At 64.1% G+C, this 17151-nt stretch carries 13 protein-coding genes; 6 read left to right on the top strand and 7 right to left on the bottom strand.

Features of this window, described 5'->3' with window-relative positions:
• Window positions 1–167: 167 nt before the first annotated feature.
• Window positions 168–1316, top strand: a complete 1149-nt coding sequence (locus AT395_RS21450) for an ABC transporter substrate-binding protein (protein ID WP_052765490.1) — start codon at window positions 168–170, stop codon at window positions 1314–1316.
• Window positions 1317–1456: 140 nt separating this feature from the next.
• The gene (locus AT395_RS21445) at window positions 1457–2491 is read left to right on the top strand and encodes a GlxA family transcriptional regulator (RefSeq protein WP_082117771.1); all 1035 of its coding nucleotides are present in this window, start codon (window positions 1457–1459) and stop codon (window positions 2489–2491) included.
• Window positions 2492–2518: 27 nt separating this feature from the next.
• Here AT395_RS21445 and AT395_RS21440 read toward each other — a convergent pair whose 3' ends face one another.
• A complete protein-coding gene (locus tag AT395_RS21440) occupies window positions 2519–3637 on the bottom strand; it encodes a DJ-1/PfpI family protein (protein WP_058375250.1) in 1119 nt (372 codons plus the stop codon).
• Window positions 3638–3743: 106 nt separating this feature from the next.
• Window positions 3744–4667: a LysR family transcriptional regulator gene (locus tag AT395_RS21435; RefSeq protein WP_042114492.1), complete on the bottom strand. Its 924-nt coding sequence runs from the start codon at window positions 4665–4667 to the stop codon at window positions 3744–3746.
• Window positions 4668–4846: 179 nt separating this feature from the next.
• On the opposite strand from AT395_RS21435, the gene AT395_RS21430 reads away from it, so the two are divergent.
• Complete coding sequence (locus tag AT395_RS21430) at window positions 4847–5956, top strand: NADH:flavin oxidoreductase/NADH oxidase (protein WP_048628675.1); 1110 nt, start codon at window positions 4847–4849, stop codon at window positions 5954–5956.
• Between the two features lies 1 nt (window position 5957).
• Here AT395_RS21430 and AT395_RS21425 read toward each other — a convergent pair whose 3' ends face one another.
• From AT395_RS21425 to AT395_RS21410, 4 genes are all read right to left on the bottom strand, one after another.
• Window positions 5958–7208 carry an EAL domain-containing protein gene (locus AT395_RS21425; protein WP_042114496.1) on the bottom strand — a complete coding sequence of 417 codons (1251 nt, stop codon included), beginning with the start codon at window positions 7206–7208 and terminating at the stop codon, window positions 5958–5960.
• A 295-nt stretch (window positions 7209–7503) separates the two neighbouring features.
• Window positions 7504–8802 (bottom strand): MFS transporter, encoded by a 1299-nt coding sequence (locus AT395_RS21420; RefSeq protein WP_048628676.1) that lies wholly within the window; start codon window positions 8800–8802, stop codon window positions 7504–7506.
• A gap of 289 nt (window positions 8803–9091) precedes the next feature.
• Window positions 9092–10420 (bottom strand): MFS transporter, encoded by a 1329-nt coding sequence (locus tag AT395_RS21415; protein WP_042114498.1) that lies wholly within the window; start codon window positions 10418–10420, stop codon window positions 9092–9094.
• Between the two features lie 44 nt (window positions 10421–10464).
• A complete protein-coding gene (locus AT395_RS21410) occupies window positions 10465–12135 on the bottom strand; it encodes a GMC family oxidoreductase (protein WP_048628678.1) in 1671 nt (556 codons plus the stop codon).
• Window positions 12136–12477: 342 nt separating this feature from the next.
• On the opposite strand from AT395_RS21410, the gene AT395_RS21405 reads away from it, so the two are divergent.
• Complete coding sequence (locus tag AT395_RS21405) at window positions 12478–13374, top strand: IclR family transcriptional regulator (protein WP_048628679.1); 897 nt, start codon at window positions 12478–12480, stop codon at window positions 13372–13374.
• A gap of 4 nt (window positions 13375–13378) precedes the next feature.
• On the opposite strand, the gene AT395_RS21400 is transcribed toward AT395_RS21405, so the two are convergent.
• A complete protein-coding gene (locus tag AT395_RS21400) occupies window positions 13379–14167 on the bottom strand; it encodes an IclR family transcriptional regulator (protein ID WP_042114501.1) in 789 nt (262 codons plus the stop codon).
• Between the two features lie 236 nt (window positions 14168–14403).
• On the opposite strand from AT395_RS21400, the gene AT395_RS21395 reads away from it, so the two are divergent.
• On the top strand, window positions 14404–15390 hold the full coding sequence (locus AT395_RS21395) for an AAA family ATPase (RefSeq protein ID WP_048628680.1): 987 nt from the start codon (window positions 14404–14406) through the stop codon (window positions 15388–15390).
• Complete coding sequence (locus AT395_RS21390) at window positions 15387–17138, top strand: cobaltochelatase CobT-related protein (protein WP_048628681.1); 1752 nt, start codon at window positions 15387–15389, stop codon at window positions 17136–17138. The genes AT395_RS21395 and AT395_RS21390 overlap by 4 nt, the downstream gene beginning before the upstream one ends.
• The last annotated feature ends 13 nt before the right edge of the window (window positions 17139–17151 follow it).

Raw genomic sequence — 17151 nt, 5'->3', positions numbered from 1 at the left:
GCCACGTTCCGGGGCAAACAACGAAATTCGATAAGCAAACCTGCATAAGCAAACCGGTGGCGCACCTGCTATGAAACGCACCAATCGATGGTTGGGAACGCGAGCGGCGTTGCCTAGACTGACACGTCCGATTCCTTTTCGGCCGCGCTCCGGTGTGGCATCACGACATGAAGACATCTGCTTCCTCTACCGCGCCGGTGGTGAACCCGGTGATCGATGCATTCATCGCCGCGTCTGCGATTGCCTTTGGCCTCTATGTATCTGCGCCGTCGCGCGCCGCGATGTTGCAGGCGACGCTTGCACGCTCGGCAAAGCGCGACCTGCGCAGCCGTTTGCGCGAGCGCTGGCCTATCTGGCGTGCGCGTCTGCGTCGCGCCACGGCGGTTGCGCTGAGTGTCGCGGCGATCCTGCCGTTCGGCAGCAAGGCGGCAGACAAGCCGGTGTTGGTTGTTGGCGATCAGGCGTACAACGCGCAGAGTCTCTTCGAGGCGTCGGGCGCGTTGCGCGACGCGCCCTACACCGTTGCATGGAAGCAGTTCCCGGCGGGCACGCCCGTGATTGAGGCGGTCAACGCGGGCGCGCTCGATATCGGTCTGCAAGGCGACGGCCCGGTGTTGTTCCTCGCGGCGCAGGGCGCGCCCGTCAAAGTCATCGGCATTTATCGGGACAGTCCCGACAGTGTGGTGCTGCTCGCCGGCCCTCATACGCAGATCAAGACTGTGGCCGACCTGAAGGGCAAGACGGTGGCAATCACTCGCGGCGGCTGGTCGCAGCAACTGGTGCAGGCGGCGCTGACGTCGGCCGGGTTGCCGCTCGACTCGGTGAAGTACTCGTATCTCGCGTCCGTGGATTCGGCGGCGGCGTTGCAGGCGGGGAAGGTGGATGCGACGGCGACCTGGGAGCCTTACGTCACGCGCTTGCGCGAGGCGGGCGCTCGCACGGTGGTGACGGCGCGCGGCCTGATCGCGGCGCAGAGTTATCTGTCCACAACGCAGAAGGTCATCGATGCCAAGCGCGAATTGCTGGGCGACTTCGTTCAGCGGTATCAGCGCGCGCGTGAGTGGTCGCTGGCGGACTCGCGGCATATCGAGCGCTATGCCGATGTCTGGGCCGCCAAGTCGCGCGTCGATCCCAAGCTGGCGCATCAGTGGTTCAGCACGTCGCGCATTCGCTATGAGCCGCTGACGGACAGCGCCATCGCCGAGGCGCAGAAGAGTGTGGACGATTTTGTGAAGACCGGCACGCTGACCAAGAGCTTCGACGTGCGGGGCCTGTTCGATACGTCGTTCAACAAGTTCACGCAGGCAGCGCGATAGCCCTTCGGCTGGCTCACCGTCCGAGAGCCATAACGCTCACTCACTACGCCCGGGAGGCGTGCAGCCCCTCACATGCAAGGGCTACAATGCACGCCAGCCGGCGGGCCGCGTAGCCCGTCCTAATTCGGGAATGCGCGCGAATGTCCAGCGGGATTCGTGCCGAACCTGCGGGGCAAAGCGTGTCAGCCTACGTTCTATCTTCGGACGCCGATCCGGTCGGCCGTCATATCGTCATCGTCGCATTCGAGGGCGTGGAGGCCATCGATGTCACTGGCCCGGCCAGCGTCTTCGCCAAGGCATCGCTTGCCGTGCCGGGCGCCTACCGTCTGAGCGTTGTGTCGCCGTACGGCGGCAACGTCAATACAAGTGCCGGCCTCGCTATCGCCAACACTACGCCGCTACGGGCACTCGGTGACTCGCGGAATATCGATACGATCATCGTTGCCGGCGGGGAAGAAGCGGCGTTGCGCCAAGCCGTAGTCGACGGTGGCGCCGCCCAATGGGTTGCACAGGCGGCTGCGCGCGCGCGACGCGTCTCAAGCGTATGCACCGGCGCCTTCGTGCTGATGGCGGCGGGGCTGCTGGATTCGCGCCAGTCGACGACCCATTGGCGCGCATGTGATTTGCTGGCGTCGATGTGCACGGCGACCGACGTGCAGCGCGACCGGGTGTTCGTACGCGACGGCAACGTGTGGACGTCGGGGGGCGTGACCACGGGTATCGATATGGCGCTCGGCATGATCGAGGCCGATCTCGGCCGGGCTGTCGCGATGGATATCGCGCGCGATCTGGCGTTGTTCGTGCTGCGTGGTGGCGCGGAGTCGCAGGTGAGCCGTTCGCTCGCATTGCAGCAGGGCGCAACATCGCCGGTGCGCGACGTGATCGCGTGGATCGAGAGTCATCTCGACGCCGATCTGAGTGTCGAAGCGCTGGCCGCCGTGGCCCGCATGAGCCCGCGCAACTTCTCCCGCGCGTTTTCCCGTGACACCGGAATCTCGCCCGCGCGATATGTCGTACGCGCCCGGGTGCATTTCGCGGCGTCGCTGTTACGCCAGACCGGGTGGACTCAGGAGCGCATCGCGCAGCGCAGCGGATTTCGTAGCGTCGACGCTTTTCAGCGGGCGTTTCGAGACACGTTCGGCACCCCCGTGTCGCAGTACCGCCTGACCGCGTAGCACTTGTCGGCGTCCCGCCCGTTCGCTTCATCGTGACGCGTCGGCGTATTCCAATGCGAGCGTTACGATGTCGCGTTCAGCCTGCCCATATCGCTGCCCGATAGCATCGAGCGTTTGTGTGAAGCGCGCCATCGCCGTGGTGTCTGGCGGGAGTTTTACGATGTGCGCGGAACGCAATGCCTGTCGGTCTTGTGTGACGAGTTGCAACCCGCTGGCGAGTGTGATGTGACCTGAAGACGTTGGCGACGCCACCGCATACGCCTGACTGCGCCATGTGCGTGACCAGGCGTCCGAGACGAGCGCGAGAGAGACATCGTCGACACCGTCGCTCACCGGGATGGCAAGCGTTTCATGCCGCCAGAACGCGAGCCAGTTGCTCGCTATCGTCCAGAGGCGCGGCGCGCTCAACGCAAACCCGGCGCTGGTATGCCCTGCCGACGCGTCGGTCACTCCCAGCGCTTCTGCGACCTCGATGGCGCGCGCCTGCCCGGCAATGCCCTCGACCAGTGTGAGGGCGAGCGGCAGCGAAGCGCTCACGCCCGTCGTCGTGACGATGCCATCGTCATGCAGAAAGCGAACGTTGGCCACATAGCGTCCGGTGGGATTGGCGCTGCGCAAATCGTCGCGGTCAAACCAGTGTCCTGTGAACCGGCGGCCCTTGAGCAGACCCGCCTGACTCAGCACCCGCGCACCCGAGCAGATGCCGACGATCAACGCCCCCTGCGCCGCCTGCCGCTGCAACCACTGGAGCACGCGAGGGTCGCGCTCGTCGTGCATCGCGGGCACGATCACGATATCGGCGCCGCGCGGGTGGCGCGCGTCGAAGGCGGCAAGCGTGGTGTCCGGCACGATGCGCAAGGCAGGCATAAGGGTGACGTCGCCTGCTTGTACGGCGACCGCTTCGACTTGCCCGGCGCGCGCCTGTCTGAGTACGCCGTAGGGCACGAGAAAATCGGTCGTCTCGGTGCCCTCGTTCAAGGCGAGGATGGCGATGACCGGATCACGCGGACGCGTTGCCAAGGCGTCGAGCAACGCCTGACGCGCTTGTGCGGGCTCGTCGCTGGGCGTGGCGAGCGGGCCGGCGCTCGATACCGCGACCTGTGCGATCAGCAGACAAAGGAGAGCGAGCGGGCGAAAGAGACGCATGGCGAGGCTGTCGAAGGCAAAGGGCACAGCGTACCGATTCGCATAGAAGGCTCGCAATGACAGTGATGCCGCAAATTCTGCCAGCGTGGCGGCGTACCCCGAGGGCTTATGTTGCCATTCGCTGCAAGACTTGTCCGTCGCCAAACGCTTGTGGCCGCGGCGCGTCGACACGTTCGCGCAGCAGCGCCACGGCGCGTTGCGCGCGTGCCGAGAGCGGCCATTCGGCGCGATGAATCAGCCACAGCGTGTCGACCACCGGCGGCCCGCAGTCGACCACGCGAATGGCGTCCTGCGAGGCAAACGCCTGTCGCGCGTATTGCGGAATGATGGTGAACCCGAGACCGCGTGCGACATATTCGAGGATCAGGCTGATCTGGTTCGTGCACCCCTTGCAAGGGAGGCTCTGTACGCCCGGATTGCCCGGAAAGCGCCGGCTAAGCAAGCGCGTGGACATCGCCTCGCCATCGGGATGATCGATGTACCCGATACGTTTCAGGTCATCCCAGGTGTGCACGTCGTCGCCCGCCGGAACCACCAGTTCGAGCGGCTCCTGCGTGAAAGGTGTGGCCGCGAGGCGAGGGTCGTCCGGGCGCAAGGTAACGAGCCCCAGCTCGAAATGATTCTGCAAAACGCCTTCGAGCACCTCGCGGTCCGGGGCGAAGCGATGGCGCACGGCCATCGCCGGATTCGCCTTCTGCATGTCGAGCAGAATCGGGCACAGGTACAGCCCGATGCTGCCCGGCGTGATGAGGGTGATGACACCGCACTCCTCATTGGCATCGTCCAGACGCGAGCGCAGGTGCCGGGCCGCGCATTCGACCTCCAGACAATAGGTCAGCAGCGCCTGTCCGGCGGGCGTGAGCTCCACCGCGCGCGGACGCCGCACGAGCAATGGCCCGAACGCCTCTTCGAGATGCTTCACATGCTGACTCACGGCGGCCTGCGTGAGGCCCAGCCGGTCGGCGGTACGCGTGAAGTTACCCAGCTCGGCGAGCGTAGCGAACGATTTGAGCCATTGCGGATTGACCATAATGAACTGTTATAGCTTTGATAATGTGTGGATGGTTTTCATTATAGCGATGCGCGACTACCATTGCTGGTGTCGGCCACCATCGGCCGAGGCGCCGTAAAGCATGACGAAGCGCTGCCGGGCGCGCTCCGCGCCGTCAGCGTGCGCCGCTTTCCCTGACTTCTTAGAGAACCCCCCTCATGTCTGCCTTGTTTTCCCCGTTCGAACTGAAAAGCGTCAAGTTGCGCAACCGCGTCGCCATTCCGCCGATGTGCCAGTACAGCGCCGTCGACGGTGTCACTAACGATTGGCATCTGGCGCATTACGCCGGACTGGCGCGTGGCGGTGCGGGGTTGGTCATCGTCGAGGCGACTGCCGTGTCGCCGGAAGGCCGAATTACCCCGGGATGCACGGGGCTGTGGAACGACGAGCAGGCGCAGGGCATGGCCCGCATTGCGTCTGCCATCAAGTCGCACGGTGCGGTGCCCGGTATTCAGATCGCGCATGCGGGGCGCAAGGCAAGCGCCAACCGCCCGTGGGAAGGCGACGACCACATTGCGGAAGACGATCCGCGTGGCTGGCCGACGATCTCGCCGTCGGCGGTGCCCTTCGGCGGGCACCTCGGCAAGGTGCCGAAGGCGATGACGTCAGACGACATCGCGCGGGTCAAGGCAGATTTCGTCGCGGCGGCGCGTCGTGCGTTGGCCGCCGGCTTCGAATGGCTGGAACTGCACTTTGCCCATGGGTATCTGGCCCAGAGCTTCTTCTCGGTGCACGCGAATCATCGCGACGACGCCTACGGCGGTGATCTCGCCGGTCGCAGCCGTTTCCTTCTGGAGACACTCGCGGCTGTGCGCGAAGTGTGGCCCGACCATTTGCCGCTTACGGCCCGTTTCGGCGTGATCGAATACGACGGCCGCGATGAAGAAACGCTGAAGGAATCGATCGCGCTGACGCGTCGGATGCGCGAAGGCGGTCTCGACCTGCTGAACGTGAGCGTCGGCTTTTCGACGCCCGCCGCGAAGATCCCGTGGGGCTCGGCGTTCCTCGCGCCGATCGCCGAGCGCGTCAAGCAGGAGGCGGGTATTGCCGTGGCGTCGTCGTGGGGCATCGACGATCCGCACGCAGCGAACCGTGTGGTGGCCGACGGCCAGATGGATCTCGTGATGATCGGTCGCGCGCTACTGGCGAATCCGCACTGGCCGTACTACGCGGCACGCGAACTCGACGTGGCGCGCCCGTCGTGGGTGTTGCCCGCGCCGTATGCGCACTGGCTCGAGCGCTATCGCGTACAACGCGCCACCACCTGACTTACCAGTTGATATCGACGCAGAGCACGTGCAGGCCCTGTTTGGCCGGCGTGGCAATTGAGGCCGTCACGCAAAGGTGGGCCTCGTTGATCGATAGGTAAGGCGGAGTGAAATGCACTTCGCCGGGCGCGCGCATGGCTTCGATGAAGTACGGTCGCCGCGCCCAGTTCGCGCCCTCCGAATGCAGCAGCGGACGGAAGCGCTTGGCGCGTTGCGACGAATGGTTGTGCGGTAGCACGTTGTCGCCGATCTGACGTCCGAGCGCGTCGAGCAGGAAGCAACGCGCTGCATCGGGCAGCGAGAGCAGGTCGTGCGTGGCTTGTGCGATGGGCTGACCTTGCGCCAGACGCGCCGCCGCCGATTCGATCCCCGCCACGTACGGCGCGAGCCGTGCATGCTCGGCGCGCTCGCGTTCCACCAGTTGCGTGCGCAGTGCCGACGAGAGCGAGTCCATGCGCTCGGCCGCGACCTTGGGCGGCACGGGGTCGACGTCGGGCGCCGCGAAGTGTTGCCCCTGCACGAAGTCGACGTTGCACTCCAGCGCGAGCAACGCTTCGCGATCCGTCGTGAGGCCGCACATCATCACCAGTTGTCCCGATTCGTGCAACAACGACACGAGACCCGGCAGCACGCGCGCCAGATGCGATTGCTCTGTCGCCTGCGCGAGAATGCCGCGGTCAAGCGCCACGATGTCGGGGCGCAGATCCCATACCCGGTCGATGTTCGAATGCTTGGCGCCGAAGCCGCCCAGCGCAATCAGGAAGCCCGCTTTGCGCAAGGTGCCGACAATGGCGCCAAAGCGCGGCGTGTCGCCCCCCGCTTGTTCCGGCACTTCGAGCACCACACGTTGCGGCGATAGCCCAATGGCCTTGAGCGTGGCGATGAGCGCGTCGCCGTAGACCGTGTCCATCAGTGCGGCCGGATGAAGGCTCAGGAAGAGCCATGCGTCGCGGCTGTCGAATTCGCAGAAGTTACCCAGATGCAGCGACTCGGCAAGCCGGCCGAGTTCGAGCATGTCGCCGTGACGCGCCGCCAACGTGAAGACTTCATGTGACGGGACATGCCGCCCTTCGGCGTCGTGCGCGCGCAGCGAGGCGTGATAGCCGATGGCGCGTCGGTGCGAGACCGAGAATACGGGCTGAAAGACGCTGCAAATCGTGAAGTCGCCGTAAATGACGATGCGCCGACCATCTTCGGCCGCGGTCAGTCGGGGCGGCAGCAAACCGGGGGCGTCGAGATCGATCATGGTCATGGTAGAGGCGGGCGCGGGGGCAGCAAGGATATGTACAGAATAGGTGAGCAAGAAGCGTGCTCAAAGGCACCCGGCGGCGCCGGGGCTATTGTCCGCGATTTTCCCCCGGCGTTGTGACGCATCGCACCAGAGAATGGCATCGCGGCACCAAAATGGGGCTTCGCCGCGTGATCGGGCGGCGCTTGCGAGCGCGGTATCGAATTCCGTTCGCTGCGTACCCGATGCGCCGTATCGACAACGCCGTCGACAGCCTCAGCGACAGATCCCGGGGCGATTCGCTGGCGTTGGCGGTATGTCAGGGCGCCAGCAATTGCGCACGTCGCGCGACCCGGGCGAGCGTGAGCGCGCAGACCACATTGAAGACGTGAAGGCCGCCCGGTCCGAGCAGTGTCACGACCACAGACGCGATCATCGGCCCCAGAATGCCGCCGACCGAGAAGAGGATGAGCAGCGTGGCGCTCACCGCCACCCGTCGCTCGGGCACCGTACGGTCGTTCACATGCGAGACGATCAGTCCGTACTGCGTGAAGTTGACGGCGGAGAACAGGAACATCAGCACGAACACCAGCCAGTGCGCCTGGAAAAAGATTAACGGCGCGCAGAACGCAGCCGAGGCAAAGGCAAGACGCCGCGACAGCGTGCGCCGGTCCATGCGATCCGACAGGCGGCCTACCGGCCATTGCATGAGCAGCGCGCCAAAGAGCGCCACGCCCATCAACGCCGACAGACTGCCGATCGACAGGCCAATGCGGGTGAGGTAGATCGGCATGATGGCGTAGAACGCGCTGTACAGAAAACCGGCGAGGACGCAGCCGGGAATGGCGATGGGCGTGGCACGCGCCATTTCGGCAACGTTGTCGAAGAGACTGATCGCCGGTTGTCTGACGAGCCGCTCGTCGGCCACGCGCGTTGGCCAGCCTTGCATGAGCGTGATGGGCAGAATCGCTGCCACGAACAGGCCGGCGACGAGCAGCAACTGCCCCTCGCTGCCCGCTTCGCCGATGTTGAGCAGGAACTGCCCGATGCTTACGGCAAGATAGTTGATCGTGAGATAAGAGCCGAACACGCGCCCGCGCATGGTGTTGGGTACCGAGCCGTTGAGCCAACTCTCCACGGTCGTGTACATGCCCATCAGTGCAAAGCCTGTGCCGAGCCGCAGCACGCAGAGCGTGAGCGTGGTTTCGCTCACGGCGAAGCCCATTACGAACAGGGCGGCCAGCGCGGTGAAGGCCACGAACGCGCGATGTTGTCCGATGCGCTCGATGAGCGAGCGATTGTAGAACGCGCCCAGCAGAAAGCCGCCGTAATAGCACGACTGGATCACGCCGATCGTGAACGTCGACGCACCGTACTTCAGGGCATGGAAGGGAATGGCGGTAGCGAAAAGCCCGTTGCCGACGACCAGTACACCGTAACCCAGCAGAATGCCCATGAGCGCCGGATAGACGCTGATGAGCAGCGGCACGGCGTCTGCCGGCGCCGGGCCGGGGGGTGTCGACGGTGCGCCCAGCAGGGACGCTTCCGAGAGGGGCCCCGGACGATCGGGTTCGTCGTCGGGAATAGCGGCATCTAGCGACGGGTCTCGCTGCATCATGTCTCGCGGGCCAGAGGATGGGGGGCAACAGGCTTTCATCGTGCCCGGCGAAGACAATCCTTTGCACTGCAAAATGTGCCGACGGCGTGCGAGGCCATCGCCGGATGTTCGCGTGAGGCACGTGGGCGATACCCCGAATCATCGCACGAGATGCGCCGTTCACGAACTGATCCGGGTCATGCAGGGAACACTCCGGCGATCAAAAAGGGCGTGCCCCGGTCTGGAACACGCCCTTTGCGACTTGCCGCGCGCCGAGGCTGGATCAACCCCGATGCGGCAACATCGGTCGTCAATGCTCGGTCACACCGGCCCCGTGCCACATATGCTGGCGGCGCTTGCGGCTGCCGATCCACGCGGCGGACAGCGCGCTGATGAGGCCGGCACACAGCACGTAGATGCAGATCATCCACGGCTCGCCGCCGTTCTTTTGGAGCAGATACGTGGCGATGATCGGGCTCAGGCCGCTCGCAAAGATCCCCGAGAATTGATAGACGAAGGAGATACCGGTGTAGCGCACGTCGGCGTCGAACAGTTCCGAGAAGAGCGCGGCTTCCGGTCCGTAGATCGAGGCGTAGATCACACCCAGCGGAATCACAATGGACAGCCACACGAGCATCACGTTGCCGCCGCTCGCCTTCATCAGCCAGAACCCGGCAAACGACGACAATCCGGTCGCGAGCGAGCCCCAGAAGTAGATCCGCGTGCGACCGATGCGGTCGGAGAGCTTGCCGAAGAACGGAATGGTGAAGATCATCACGAACGCAGCGGCCATCACCCCGGTAAGGGCTTCGGTTTGCGAGAGCTTGAGTGTCTGCGTCAGGTAGGCGATCGAGAACACACCGAAGATATTGAAGAACACGCCGTCGATGAAGCGCGCACCCATACCGGCCAGCACGTTGCCGGGGTTACGCGTGAGTACCTCTGCAATCGGAATCCTGATCTCGGTGCCGGCCTTCTTGATCTTCGTGAACTCCGGCGTTTCCATCACGTTCAGACGAATGTACATGCCGATGGCAACGAGGCCGACCGACAGGAAGAACGCCAGACGCCAGCCCCACGAGAGAAACTGTGCCGAGGTGAGTGTGTACGACAGCAACGCGACCACGCCCGAGGCCAGACACAGGCCGAGCGCGAGACCCACTTGCGGAATGCTGGCGTAGTAGCCGCGCTTTTCCTTCGGCGCGTATTCGAACGCCATGAGAACTGCGCCACCCCACTCGCCGCCGAGCCCGATGCCTTGCAGCACCCGCAGCAGAAGCAGGAGAATCGGCGCCCACAAACCGATTTGCGCATAGGTCGGCACCAGCCCGATGAGCATGGTGGCGATGCCCATGATGGTGAGTGTCATCACGAGCATGCTCTTGCGGCCGAGCTTGTCGCCGAAGTGTCCGAAGATGACCCCGCCCAGTGGCCGGCTGAGAAAACCCACGGCGAACGTGCCATAGGCGAGCATCGTCGAGACGAGCGGATCGCTGCCGGGGAAATACAGTTTGTTGAACACAATGCCGGCGACCACGCCGTACAGGAAAAAGTCATACCACTCGATGGTGGCGCCGATGAGACTGGCGACGACGACACGGCGCATCTGCCGGGCGTTGCTCTGGGTCGATGCATTCATGGTTGTCTCCGGATCTTGTAATGGTTGGGGGCTGACGTGACTGGCTAAACCGCCACAGTGACACTTGCCGTATCCGCTGCCGCCTGCATGCTGCCGCGGATTTCCTGTATGCCCGACGCCTGCTCCCTGTCTTCGAGGATCATGTCGGCGGCCTTCTCGGCGATCATGATGGTCGGTGCATTCGTGTTGCCCGAGACCAGCTCGGGCATGATCGACGCGTCCACGACGCGCAGCGCCGCGAGACCGTGCACACGCAAACGATCGTCCACGACCGCCATGGGGTCGTGTCCCATCTTGCAGGTGCCCGCCGGGTGATAGATCGACTGGCTGAACTGGCGTGCGGCCTGCAACAACTCGTCGTCGCTCTGATATTGCGTCCCGGGAATGAACTCACTGACGATGTGCGGCGCAAGCGACGGCGCTGCCGCAATGCGGCGAGCCACCTTGATACCGTCGATCACCACGCGATGGTCGCGCACATCCGACAAATAGTTGGCCTGAATCGCCGGGTACGCCAACGGATCGTTAGACCGGATCTCGACACTGCCCCGGCTGTGCGGGCGCAACTGGCAGACAGACGACGTGAACGCGGAGAAGCGGTGCGCGCCGTTACCCGGTTTGTCCGCCGACAGCGGCTGCATGTGGAACTGGATGTCGGGGCGAGTCACGTCCGGGCGCGAGCGTGTGAAGATCGTCACCTGACTGGCGGCGAGCGTGAGCGGCCCGGTGCGAAACATCGCGTATTGCAGACCGATGAGCGCCTTGCGCAGCGGATGGTTGACCTCGTCGTTGAGTGTGCGCTCGCGGGTCTTGAAGACCAGGCGGACTTGCAAATGGTCTTGCAGATTCCGGCCGACGCCAGGCAGCACATGGCGCAGCGCGACGCCTGCCCTGGCGAGTACCGTTGTCGGACCCACGCCCGAGTTTTGCAGCAACTGCGGCGAACCGATGGCGCCGGCCGCCAGAATGACCTCGACACGGGCGCGCGCCTTCTTGCGCTCCCCGTTCTGCAGATACTCCACACCGACCGCACGCTTGCCTTCGAAGAGGACACGGCACGTTTGCGCACGCGTCTCCACGATCAGATTGCGCCGATCGCGAACCGGTTTGAGAAAGCCCTTGGCGGTGCTCCAGCGAAGCCCCCTGAAGGCCGTCTGCTGAAAGTAGCCGACACCTTCCTGCGTCGCGCCGTTGTAGTCCTCGTTGAACGGAATGCCGATGTCCTTTGCTGCGGCGATGAAGTGCTCCGCGATGGGGCGGCGCAGCCGCAGATCGGACACCTTCAGCGGGCCGCCAACACCGTGGTACTCGTTCGCGCCGTGCTCCTGATCCTCGGATTTACGGAAGTACGGCAGCACGTCGGCATAGCGCCAGCCGCGATTGCCCAGTGCGGCCCAGCGGTCGTAGTCTTCGCGCTGGCCTCGCACATACAGCAGGCCGTTGAGCGAGCTTGAGCCGCCAAGCACCTTGCCACGCGGCCAGTCGATCCGCCGCCCGGCAACGTTGGTGTCGGCTTCGGTGCGATAGCACCAGTCGAGCGCCGGGTCGTGCATCGTCTTGAAATAGCCGACCGGGATGTGAATCCATGGATTGCTATCGGGGCCGCCGGCTTCGAGCAACAGCACCCGGTTCGCGGGATCTGCGCTGAGACGATTGGCGAGCACGCACCCGGCGGAGCCCGCACCAACGATCAGATAGTCGACCTCGTGTTCCATACCGCCTGTCTCCTGCCTCGCGTCTGCTTCGATGAGATGAAACGATTCGTTTCGGATTATTTCGATTCAATGTCGGCGAGCCTCGCGCAAATGCCAAGGGAAAAGCGATGCACAACGGAAAACTGAAACGGAATTCGCGCTTGCCGTCTCATAACGGGGCAATTGCTGCGCTGCATCTGCGGGGTTTCACTAAGGGGGGACGTTCGGGGCTGGCGCACCGGGCAACGGCAGATCCGGAGCGCTCGCGGTATCGGCCCGGGGTTATCCCGAGGCTGATGGAATTCAATTAATTGGTATATTTTGTTTCTTTTATTGCGTATGGGCGACGAGCAAGGAGGCGCAATGCGCGAGACGGCAACGCTGGACGAAGGGGATTTACGCGCGAGCGACGAAGCGCGGAATTTGCGGGCGCTGGCCGTTATCGAGCGATTGGCCATGGCGGGACAGCCCTACACGTTGTCGCAACTTGCAACGCGTTTGTCGATCCCGAAGGCCACGCTCATGCGCCTGATCGAAGCGCTCGAAATTTGCGGCTACGTTTCACATGTGCCCGATTCGCGCGGATCGGAGCGCGGCCTGTCGTTGGGACCCCGGGCCACGCGATTGGCGCTGGTCACACTGGCGAACAACAATTTCACGCGCGCAGCACGTTCGCTGCTGCGCGCGCTCGTCGATCGCGTTGGCGAAACCGTGAACCTGACAGCGCTCGACGGCGACGAGGTGCTCTACATCGAACGCGTGGAGACAAACGAACCGCTACGCATGCAGATGCATCCCGGCATGCGTGTGCCGTTGCATTGCACGGCGAGCGGCAAGCTGTTTCTGTCGCAGATGCCGGCGGCCGAGCGCCGGGCGGTGCTCTCGCGACTGTCGCTCAGGCGCATGACCCCGCGCACGATCACTGACGCTCGCCAGCTCGAAACGGAGCTGGATCGGCTGGCCACGCGTGGGATCGGTATCGATAACGAAGAGTTTGTGCGCGGCATGGTGGCGGTAGGTGTACCGGTGCGCGCGATCGAAGACGGCCATGTGCGGGCGGTGCTTGCCGTGCATGGGCCCACGGCGCGGGTGACGCTGGAGCAACTGCTGGGCATGGTGCCGACGCTGAGAGAGACGGCGACGGCGCTTGCGCCGTTGCTCGACTGGCAGCGGGCGGGCAAGCGCGAGGCGTTGGCGAAAAAGGGGAAAGCGGAAGGGGTGCCGGAAGGCGAGTCGCGGGCACAGGCGAAAGCGTTCTGACGCGTCAGAACGTCTTCGCGAGTTCCTTCGCGGCTTCCTGCAGACGCGGTACGAACTCCATCGCTTTCGACAGCGACGTGCGCGATACCGGGGCATGCACGGCCACGGCGGCGATGCATCCGCCGTCTTCCTTGAGCACGGGCGCCGCGACGCAGGCAATCCCCAGCACGAATTCCTCGTTATCGACGGCGATACCCTTGTGCGCAATGCGGTCGAGTTCGCTCTCGAGCAATTCGGGATCGGTCAGCGTATTCGGGGTGAAGCGTTGCAGCTTCATCGCTCGCAGCAGTGCGGCGCGCTGTTCGCGCGGCATCATGGCGAGCAGCAGTTTGCCGCTCGCGCTGCTGTGCGCAGGCACATGCGAGCCGGGCTTGAGATCGAGACGCAGCGGCCACGGCGCTTCCATGCGATCGAGATAGAGCACCTCGGTCTCGTGCAGCATCGTGAGGTTACAAGTCTCGCCGAGATCGGCCACGAGTCGGCCGAGAATAGCGTGACGCATGCGTCGCGCACCCGCCTGCATCATCACGCCCAGACTCAGTTGTGCGAGGCGCGGGCCGATCACGTAAGCATTCTTCTGCCCGGGTTCACGAATCACCAGCCCGCCTGCCTCAAGCGAGCCGAGCATTCGGTGCAGCGACGCCTTCGGCATCTGAATGTCGTGCGCCATGTCGGCGAGCGAGACCGGCGCGTCGGCGGCAACGAGATATTCGAGCAGCGCAAACGCCCGCAGGGTCGGGGTGTCCGCCTTGTTCTCCGAGGGGGTGTCGTGCTGGGTCGCTGCGTCGTTCATATGCGCCGTTCCGGAAAATGGATCAGCGGTATTGTACCCAAACGAACTATCGAGCGGATTGAGCGACATTGGCCGGTTCCGATGCGGGTCAGTTCGTTCGAATGTAGACGAACCTCCGGCGGAGCGTCAATCGGTGATTTAATTATTCGGAACGAATTGTTTCTAAAAATGGTTAACGTTATGATGCCCTGACATTGCCTTGGCGCAATGAAACCGTGGAACAGGAGAGGGACGTGATGGAGACCGCTACCCAACAACCGGATCGCCGGGTCGATGCCCGCACCGTATTCGGCATCGATACCGATCTGCAGGTGCCGGCGTTCAGCGAGCGAGACGATCATGTACCCGAGATCGATACGGCGTATCGCTTCAACCCCGACGTGACGCTGGCGATTCTTGCCGGTTTCATGTGCAACCGGCGTGTGATGGTGCAGGGCATGCACGGCACCGGCAAATCCACACATATCGAGCAGGTGGCCGCGCGGTTGAACTGGCCGTGTGTGCGGGTGAATCTGGACGGCCATATCAGCCGTCTCGACCTGGTGGGCAAAGACGCCATCGTTGTGCGCGACGGCCATCAGATCACCGAGTTTCAGGAAGGCATCGTGCCGTGGGCACTGCAACGCCCGGTCGCGTTGATCTTCGACGAGTACGACGCTGGCCGTCCCGACGTGATGTTCGTGATTCAGCGCATTCTCGAGCGCGACGGCAAATTTACGCTGCTCGATCAGAATCGCGTGATCCATCCGCACCCGGGTTTTCGCATGTTTGCCACGACGAATACGGTCGGCCTTGGCAATCTCAACGGTCTGTATCACGGCACGCAGGTGCTCAATCATGCGCAGATCGACCGCTGGAATGTCGTCGCAACGCTCAATTATCTGTCGCGGGCCGACGAAGCCGGCATTGTCCTGGCGCGGGTGCCGGCACTCGATAATGACGCCGGACGCGCGCTCGTCGACTCGATGGTGAGTGTGGCGGAGCTCACCCGAAAGGGCTTTGCGACCGGCGACCTGTCTACACTCATGTCGCCTCGCACGGTGATCAACTGGGCGGAGAACGTGGGCATTTTCCACGATACCGGACTGGCGTTCCGTCTCACATTCCTCAACAAGTGCGACGAAGCCGAGCGTGCCGTGGTGGCGGAGTACTACCAGCGCGCCTTCGGCCGTGAGTTGCTCGCGAGCGATGGCACACGCTCGCTGCTGGCCGATGCGCCATGACGATCTCGGATCGCGAGGCGGCACGGCGCGCCGCGCGCGGCGAAGCGCTGTGCGCTGCAACGGTGCGCGCGCTGACCGGCGACCCTGCGCTGCATTACAGCGGCGCACGCCTTTGCCGGAACATGCGCCCGCTTCCGTTGCATGCGCCGCATCTGCAAACGCTGCCCGGACCCGGCGACCCGCTGAGGGCGCTCACGACATTGCGCGGCGCCGCCGACGGTGCGGCAATGCGGCTGCGGCACAGCGATGCGGCGTTGCATCGCCGTCTGCAACCGGACGCGCCGCTCGAACGTTTGCTTTTCGAGCTAATGGAGCAATTGCGCTGCGAAACGTTCATCCCGGCCGGTATGCCCGGCATCGCGAAGAACCTGCGAGACCGATTCGAAGCGTGGTCGCGCGCGATGCACATCACCGGCGTGGCCGACAGCCATGTCGGACTGTTGCTCTATACCGTGGCGCAGATGAGCTGGTCGCGCTTGACCGGTTATCCCGTCGTCGAAGACACGGAGGGACTCATCGAAGCCACGCGCATGGCCATCGCGCCGCGCATTGGCGGCGCGCTCGCGGGAATGCGTCGAACCCGGGCCGATCAGACGGCTTTCGCCGTGTACGCGCGCGAGTTGGCGGCCGACATAGCAAGCCTGATACGTTCGGCGGGCGGTGAGCAGACGGAAGACAAGACTAAGGACGACGAGGACGAAAAGGGGGTACGCAACGCCTTCTCGCTCTTTCTCGATTTCGATGAACACGAAGACGACGGCATTACGATCGCGCACTCGGGTGACAGCCGCGTACTCCAGGCGTCGGCGCAAGGTTATCGTGTCTTTACGAATCGCTACGATCGAGAGTTGTACGCGGGCACGCTTGTGCGCCGCGCGCTGCTGACCGAGTTCCGCGAGCGTCTTGACGAGAGAATCGTCGCGCAGGCCATCAACGTGCCGAGGCTCGCGCGTGCGCTCAAGGCAGCGCTGGCCGTGCCGCAGCGCGACGGCTGGTCGTTCGGGGAGGAACAGGGACGTATCGACGGGCGCCGTCTCGCGCAACTGGTCAGCTCGCCCGCCGAGCGCCGGCTGTTCCGGCTCGAGAAACACACCTTGATTGCCGAATCGATGGTGAGCTTTCTCATCGATTGCTCGGGGTCGATGAAGGCACAGATCGAAGCGGTGGCGATGATCGTCGATGTCTTGTCGCGCGCGCTCGACGCGGCAGGTGTGACTAACGAGATCCTGGGTTTCACCACCGGTGCGTGGAACGGCGGTCGCGCCCGCAGCGACTGGCTGGCACGCGGCAAGCCCCGATTTCCAGGGCGTTTGAATGAGGTCTCGCATCTGATCTTCAAAGATGCCGTGACGAGTTGGCGACGCGCGCGAAGCGACATCGCGTCGCTGTTCAAGGCCGATCTGTTTCGTGAAGGCGTCGATGGCGAGGCGGTGGCGTGGGCATGCGAACGGCTGCGCTCGCGCAGCGCCAACCGTCGTCTGCTGATTGTGATTTCGGACGGCAGCCCGATGGACGCCGCGACCCATCAGGTCAACGACGACCACTATCTCGATCATCATTTGCGAGAGGTCGTGGCGCAGCAGCAGGCACGCGGCGACGTGGAGGTGCTTGGCCTCGGCGTCGGCCTGGATCTCAGCCCGTATTACCGGAATTCGCTTGCCCTGGACCTGACGTCCCCGCCCGACATGACAACGCTCTCACGCCTTGTCGACTGGATCGGCAGCGGCGGCCGTCGCGCGCACGCATAACGTGTCATGCGTT

The organism is Pandoraea apista (assembly GCF_001465595.2).
In the GTDB taxonomy this organism is placed as follows: Bacteria; Pseudomonadota; Gammaproteobacteria; order Burkholderiales; family Burkholderiaceae; genus Pandoraea; species Pandoraea apista.
Note: the sequence above shows the minus strand (reverse complement) of the source record. Positions and strands in the feature narration are given on the sequence as shown.